The 6,612-nt window shown below is 59.6% G+C and carries 8 protein-coding genes and 1 pseudogene; 6 read left to right on the forward strand and 3 right to left on the reverse strand.

Going from position 1 to position 6,612, the window contains the following annotated elements:
* Positions 1-125 precede the first annotated feature (125 nt).
* Positions 126-782 (forward strand): annotated as a pseudogene (locus FSO04_RS44635) (IS6 family transposase); the annotation flags it as partial.
* A 211-nt stretch (positions 783-993) separates the two neighbouring features.
* Here the strand turns inward: FSO04_RS44635 and FSO04_RS44640 are convergent.
* Positions 994-1,149: a hypothetical protein gene (locus FSO04_RS44640; protein ID WP_154567738.1), complete on the reverse strand. Its 156-nt coding sequence runs from the start codon at positions 1,147-1,149 to the stop codon at positions 994-996.
* A gap of 236 nt (positions 1,150-1,385) precedes the next feature.
* Here FSO04_RS44640 and FSO04_RS44645 point away from each other — a divergent pair, with 236 nt between their 5' ends.
* From FSO04_RS44645 to FSO04_RS44660, 5 genes are all read left to right on the forward strand, one after another.
* Positions 1,386-1,583 (forward strand): hypothetical protein, encoded by a 198-nt coding sequence (locus FSO04_RS44645; RefSeq protein ID WP_154567740.1) that lies wholly within the window; start codon positions 1,386-1,388, stop codon positions 1,581-1,583.
* Positions 1,584-1,825: 242 nt separating this feature from the next.
* Positions 1,826-2,401 carry a phasin family protein gene (locus FSO04_RS44650; protein ID WP_154567742.1) on the forward strand — a complete coding sequence of 192 codons (576 nt, stop codon included), beginning with the start codon at positions 1,826-1,828 and terminating at the stop codon, positions 2,399-2,401.
* Between the two features lie 164 nt (positions 2,402-2,565).
* A complete protein-coding gene (phbB, locus tag FSO04_RS44655; protein ID WP_154567744.1) occupies positions 2,566-3,309 on the forward strand; it encodes an acetoacetyl-CoA reductase in 744 nt (247 codons plus the stop codon).
* 28 nt (positions 3,310-3,337) lie between these two features.
* Complete coding sequence (locus FSO04_RS46735) at positions 3,338-3,511, forward strand: hypothetical protein (RefSeq protein ID WP_166618389.1); 174 nt, start codon at positions 3,338-3,340, stop codon at positions 3,509-3,511.
* Entirely contained in the window at positions 3,462-4,133 is a 672-nt protein-coding gene (locus FSO04_RS44660; RefSeq protein WP_233465449.1) for a tyrosine-type recombinase/integrase, read from the forward strand. The genes FSO04_RS46735 and FSO04_RS44660 overlap by 50 nt, the downstream gene beginning before the upstream one ends.
* A gap of 434 nt (positions 4,134-4,567) precedes the next feature.
* On the opposite strand, the gene FSO04_RS44665 is transcribed toward FSO04_RS44660, so the two are convergent.
* Positions 4,568-5,506, reverse strand: a complete 939-nt coding sequence (locus FSO04_RS44665) for a zinc ribbon domain-containing protein (RefSeq protein WP_154567746.1) — start codon at positions 5,504-5,506, stop codon at positions 4,568-4,570.
* An 806-nt stretch (positions 5,507-6,312) separates the two neighbouring features.
* On the reverse strand, positions 6,313-6,612 hold a 300-nt coding region (locus tag FSO04_RS44670), incomplete at its 5' end, for a DDE-type integrase/transposase/recombinase (RefSeq protein WP_154567748.1).

Below are 6,612 nucleotides of genomic sequence, written 5' to 3' on the forward strand. Positions count from 1 at the left end.
CCTCCGTGGAGGGAATCGCCGGGGCATGGCCCAGTCCACGCCCGTGCGGCTCTGACAGCAATGCTAACCCGCGTTCAGTTTCCCCACGGCGGGCCAGCCCTTGCCTCACGCAAAGTCATACTGCCTTCCGGTTCAGCCTGAGCCTTCGCGACATCGAGGAGTTGTTGCTTGAGCGTGGTGTCGTGGTCACATACGAAACGATCCGTTGCTGGTGCGACAAGTTCGGCGCTCGATTCGCCCATTGTGCCAAAGCGGCGCGGCGCAAGCCGGGCAGCACATGGCATCTGGACGAAATGTTCGTGACGCTGCGCGGCGAGCCGTATCTGTTGTGGCGAGCGGTCGACGAGCATGGTGCCGAACTCGACGTGCTGGTGCAAAAGCGGCGCGACAAGGCTGCGGCAAAGCGCTTCTTCCGGCGGGTGCTGCGTTCAAACCCGCTGCCGCGCAAGATCGTTACCGACCAGTTGCGCAGCTATCGCGCAGCAAACGCTGACATTCCCGAGCTCGCTCATGTAAAGCACGTCTTCGTCCAAGCGGCTGCACGCGTGAACAACCGTGCCGAGAACAGCCATCAGCCGACCCGTAGGCGCGAACGCCAGATGTGCGGCTTTCGCGATGCGCATCGCACGCAGGCATTCCTCTCATGCTTCGGCCCAATCCGGCAGCACTTCGCGTTGCCCAGACATCAAATGAACGCGGCATGTCATCGTGCCGTACTCAAAGAACGCTTCGCCACATGGCATGGTTGGACTGTTACTGTCGCACTCGAGGAAGCTATCTGATACGGATACCTACGCTTTAGCAACACGGGCAGTCGACGGCCGCCAAGTTGACAGAGCCGGTGAAAGTGCAACGAGCCGATGTGGTTTTGCCGATATCTCCTGGCCCTTCACAACAGCGGGAGAAGTCAATGCTTCGTGAGCCGTTTCGCTGGTCAGAATTCTGAAAATAAGCGATTCGCATGCGATGTAATAAATGTTTCTCAATAACAGGTTATAAGCGGCCTTTCTGAAAAAGACAATGCTTGCCTATAAACGGCGCATTCAAATATGAATTGGTGGCGTTGCGCGGTGCCGTTGATTGGACTGCCAATTCAGACATCGGGTGCGCGGCCAGATCGACCTGGGCCACGCCAGTCAAGGCTTTCATGGCCTCCGCACCGGCATGGCGAGGGCAATGCGTTGTCGTCGATATGCAGACTAAATAAACAGACAGATCAAAAGTGTACTTCGCATATTGCAATTGAAAATTGTGCGGTTATGATGACGTCTCCGTAAGGATTTCCTGAACGCGCTTCGCAAAGGCGAGGAAATATTTGCTGCCACTCGGCCGCAGAGAAGGTAATTAACGCCTGCGGCGCAGACAGACTAAATGGAGGAGACGATATGCTGAGTCCCCATGAATTCGCCACCCTAATGCTCATCAAGGACGCGCCGGATCAGATCGAACTGGGCCGTGCTGAACTCGATATGTTGCTGGAGCGTCAACTCATAGCACTGGAACGCCTCGCGTCGGGCCATCCTCGTCCTCATGTCACAAGCGAAGGCGCTTCCCTTCTCAAAGCCGTCGCGCGTAGGCGCTAGGGAATTACGGCGGGTGCCGCTGCATCACGCCGCGAGCGCGCCGAAGAAAAGTAAGCGAAGTAAGCTTTTGTTGGACTTTAATGTGTAGTGCCTCCTGCTGTAACGACCCTCCGAAGTGTTCGCGACGCATGCTGCCTGGCAGGCGTCCTTGCGCTTCGGTCCATCCATCATCGCCATTCGCCGTGCTACATCCGGTCAATCGGGGTTTCGCGCGGCGGACTGAATCCTGAGGAATTTCAACAATGGCTCTATCGAGTCCCGAGCAAATCGCCGCATCGCAGAAGGCCAGCCTCGACGCATTCTTCGGATTGACCGGCAAGGTCTTTGAAGGCGTCGAAAAACTGATTGCTCTGAACCTGCAGGTCGTCAGGTCCGCGCTGGCGGAATCGCAGGAGAACCTGACGAAGGCGCCCGCCACGACAGACCCGCAGCAGTGGTTCACGCTGCAAGCCGGTTTCACCGCGCCTTTTTCGGAGAAGTCACTGGCATACGGCCGTCAACTCTTCGACATCGCGTCAACCACTCAGGCCGAGGTCGCGCAACTCGCACAGTCGCAATACGAACGCTACAACGCTAAGGTTCAGGCACTCGTCGAGGACGCGGCGAAGAGTGCTCCCGCGGGTTCCGAAGCGGCGATCGCCGCATGGAAGTCCGCGATCAGCGCCACCACCACGCTGTACGAATCGCTGCAGAAGACGGGGCAACAGGCCGTGGAGATGGCCGGGACCAATCTCGAAGCCGTCACGGCCTCAGCGTCCAAGGCCGCCAAACGTAGCGCCGCCGAGTCGGCTGCCGTAGCCGCGAGCGCGAAGCGCTAGGACTCACGCGGGCAGCGATGCCCGCGTTATCGGTTCCATATATATATGTAGGATTCCTTTTATTCATTTTGGATAAGAATCCGGCATTTCAATGCATCCAATTTTTGACTGAAGGCAGTGTCGCTCCAGACGAGCACGCCGCTGGTATTTGTGAGGACGATTCGATGGCAAAGCAGATCGCGGTAGTAACGGGTGGCATGGGTGGACTGGGCGAGGCGATCAGCATCAAGTTGGATGACGCCGGTTATGCAGTCGTAGTCACCTATTCGCCCGGCAACACCGGTGCGAACGAGTGGCTCGCACGCATGGAAGCCGAGGGACGACAGTTCCGCGCGTACGCGGTCGACGTCGCCGACTACGACTCGTGCGAAAGATGCATGGCGCAGATCAAAGCGGAAGTCGGACCGGTCGATATCCTGATCAACAACGCCGGCATCACGCGCGACGCCAGCTTCAAGAAGCTCGACAAGGTCAATTGGGACGCGGTGATCCGCACCAACCTCGATTCGGTGTTCAACATGACGAAGCCGGTGTGCGACAGCATGGTCGAGCGCGGCTGGGGCCGCATCATCAACGTGTCGTCGATCATCGGCTCCAAAGGTGGGTTCGGCCAGACCAACTATGCGGCGGCAAAGGCCGGCATGCACGGTTTCACGAAATCGCTGGCGCTCGAGGTGGCGAAAAAAGGCGTCACTGTCAACACGATCTCGCCCGGCTATATTGCGACGAAGATGGTGATGGCGGTGCCCGAGGACATCCGCGAGACGAAGATCATTCCGCAGATTCCGGTCGGCCGGCTCGGACAGCCCGACGAGGTCGCCGCACTCGTGCTCTATCTGTGTTCGCGCGAAGCGGGTTTCGTGACCGGCGCCAACATCGCAATCAACGGGGGGCAGCACCTGCAGTGAAGCCGATAGTTCTGCAAGGGAGGTTCCGATGAGTGAAGCAGTGGGATTCGTGATGGGTTCGTTCGTGCTGGCGATGGCAACCGTGTTCGTCGCCGCTCATTATTACCGGGAGCAAATGCGCCGAAAACTGCTCAGACGGCTGGATCACCATCGTGACTGGTGGGACTGGGGCAGCGTACCTGTGCGAAAGGAATGCGGTTGACTTCAGCCCGGTCAAGGGCGCGAAGCGCCCGAAGGTCGACAGCCACGAGAGCAAAACACCGGCGCTCGGTGATCATCAGGCCCGCGCCCTGCTCGATGCGCCCGATCCAACCACACTCAAGGGACAGCGTGATCGTGCAATGCTGGCCGTGCTGCTGTATCACGGGCTGCGCCGCGAGGAACTGTGCCTGTTGAAGGTCCGTGACATTCACGACCGCCGCGGCGTGCCGCATCTGCGCGTGCACGGCAAGGGCGGCAGGACCCGTTACGTCCCGCTCCATCCGGCAAGCGCGGAACGCCTCCACACGTACATGGAAGCGGCCGGCCACGCGATCACACCGGACGCCGCGCTGTTTCAGCAGATCCGGAAAACCGGCAACGCCATTACGGCCGATGGCGTGTACAAGTGCGTGCTCGCGTATGCGGCGCAGGCCAGGATCAGCGTGGAGGGCTTTGGAGTGCACAGTCTGCGTGCGACCGCTGCGACCAATGCGCTCGACCACGAGGCCGACATCGCGAAAGTGCAGGAATGGCTGGGGCACGCTAACATTGCCACCACCCGGATCTACGATCGCCGACGCAGCCGGCCGGAAGATTCGCCGACCTTCAAGGTCGCGTACTAGAAGTCAGGCTGAGCGGTGTACAGCGCGTTGCCGAGCGGCCAAAGCGCTCAGTAACGCGCCTCAATAAGTGACGTCGCTTCGCAAGTGGACCGGCGCATCGAAATGCGTCCCCGTATACTCACCGCAGGCGAAATTTTCCGTTGGGATCGTGGCGCGGCTGCCAGGCTATCGGGCATTACGCGCCGAGTTGCTAGCGCTGCTCGAACGCGTGGGGCCATGTCGGCTCGTTCAAGTCGTGGTTGGTCCGCCCGATCGTGTTCCGGAGGCGACCCGAGCGTTTTCGTGTCGCCCTCCACGGATATTGGTTAGCACGTCGAATGGGCGAGTTATCGAAAGGCACATCGTGATGGTAAGCGGCGCCCACGCGCGTGGCGTTGATCATCCCGGCGAACGTGCCGCGCTCCCGATCACGAATTACATCGTCGCTATGGAGGCTATCGGATGCGAGCCGCGTGCAACCCCGCATCACGCGCCTTTTGCCGCGAGAGCAAATCCTGCTTCAGCATGAGTGCCTCGCTATTGTCCGGCTGCAACGAAAGCGCCCAATAGATCCCTGATCGGGCCATAGCCAGATCATTTTTCTCGAGACCGCTGTGCGCTCGCGCAAGCGCGAGCGCCATCAGCCTGTGATTCCTGTCGCCATACCCCTTGTTGCTCGCTGTCGAGCTCGGTGACGAGGCTTTTTCGTCCTGCGAATGTGTCTCGCGATCCGCGATCGCAGGCGCAACGGGTTGCGCGGACGCCACCGAGGAAGCAGCTGCAGCAGGCGCCGTCGAAGAAGCGATCGCCGCTGCCGCGACAGCTGCGGCCGTCGCCGGGTCTTGCCCCGCCGTCGGACTTTGCGGCGTGATCGAGCCTTGTGTCGCCCTGGGGCCCTGGACCATCGTCGGCACCTGCGGCGGCGCGGAGCCCTGGTTAGCCTGGCTCACGCCATCTGTCGTTACGCTGCCTTCCACCGTGCTCGACGTCGTCTGCTGTTCACGCGTGGCGGAGTCATCCCGGTGCAACAGCACCGCTCCGCCATAAAGGGCGACGCATGCCAGCAACGCCAGCGCTACGCTCGCTTTCAATCGCCAATGGCGGGCACCGCCAAGCGAATGCGGGCGCGTGTGGCCATATGGATGGACATCGGCCGACGCGAACACGGGTCTCGACTGCGACGGCCACAGCAGCTTGTCATGCGGAACATGCGCACGCGCGTGCGCTGCGCTCGCCGTGGCTACATCGGGCTTCTTCGTCCACGCACGATCGCCGAACGCAAGCCACGCATGCGCGCCACAATGCGGACAGAAAGAAACCGCCTCCGAAACCCTGCCGCCGCAGCGCACGCAGGTTGCCGGAAAAATCGGGTCACGTGTGGTTTCATCGCCCATTGTTGAACCTTCCGTCATACGAAAACGCGAACGGTGCTTCGGGCGTGGACGATGGGGTCGAAAGGACAGGTACAAGTACCCGCTCGGTTCGACGTGAGTAAGCATTTATTGCCATGACGACAGGACCGAATCGAACTACCCGGCCAATATAGGTCAGCGACGGACCAGCGTCAACCCGCCATCGGCAGATTTGCGCGCTCGATTTGATTCGCATTCCTATTTATCTGACGATTTGCACTAGCGACCTGCGACTGATGGAACCTGAACGCGCCGGAATTGCCCCCTGCTGTGCTCCGGGCGGCCGGTTTCTTCGTGCCATGGGTCAGAGTTTGACAGGATGATAAATACTACTGTTCATTCAGCGGAATCGCAGTTCAATTCATGACCACATTTCAGGGGCGCGGTGCCGGGCAGGCTCGCGTCGCGGACTTTGGCGTTTGAGCGTAGTGGAATGGAAAACCTGGTTAAGCGTAAGTGTTCGCTGCAGGGCAACAGGATTCGCGCGACTGACTTGCCGCGAGCTCGGCAATTGGACAATGAAGCACGACGTTGCCGCGTGCGGTAGCCGAGGAGATAGCGACTTACCGGTTCGAATGACGGTGATCGACCCAGAGTGTGTGGAAACGCATTGATCGCCTAAACTGAATCAACGCACTGAGACCGGGTGACTCATGAAGCGATTTGTTGAAGGCGATGACCGCAAGCAGGTCGCACTACTTCCCGAATGTATCGATGACTACATCGGACAGGACGGTTCTGGTGCAAATAGGAAAGCAGGTTGAGAAGTTGCCTATAGGAAGGGTAACTTATCGAGTGGGCAGGACCGTATTCCATACGGCGGGCGCAGTAGCCTCCTTGAGGCCGAGCTCCGTGAGGTCGAACTGGCCCTTGCGAATGCGATGTGTCAATTCGATACCTGAAATTGTGGTCGTGGCGCTCCTGAACCGCTTGAATCCAAGCATTACGTACGTTCTGGACTTGATGTGGCGATGGTCCTGTTCGATCACGTTGTTCAGATATTTTGAGGACCGGACCTTCGTGTCTTCAGGCACCAAACCATCGGCCTTCATCTCGCGCACCGCGCGGTGCGAGGCCGCGTAGCCATC

This window comes from Paraburkholderia madseniana (assembly GCF_009690905.1).
In the GTDB taxonomy this organism is placed as follows: domain Bacteria; phylum Pseudomonadota; class Gammaproteobacteria; order Burkholderiales; family Burkholderiaceae; genus Paraburkholderia; species Paraburkholderia madseniana.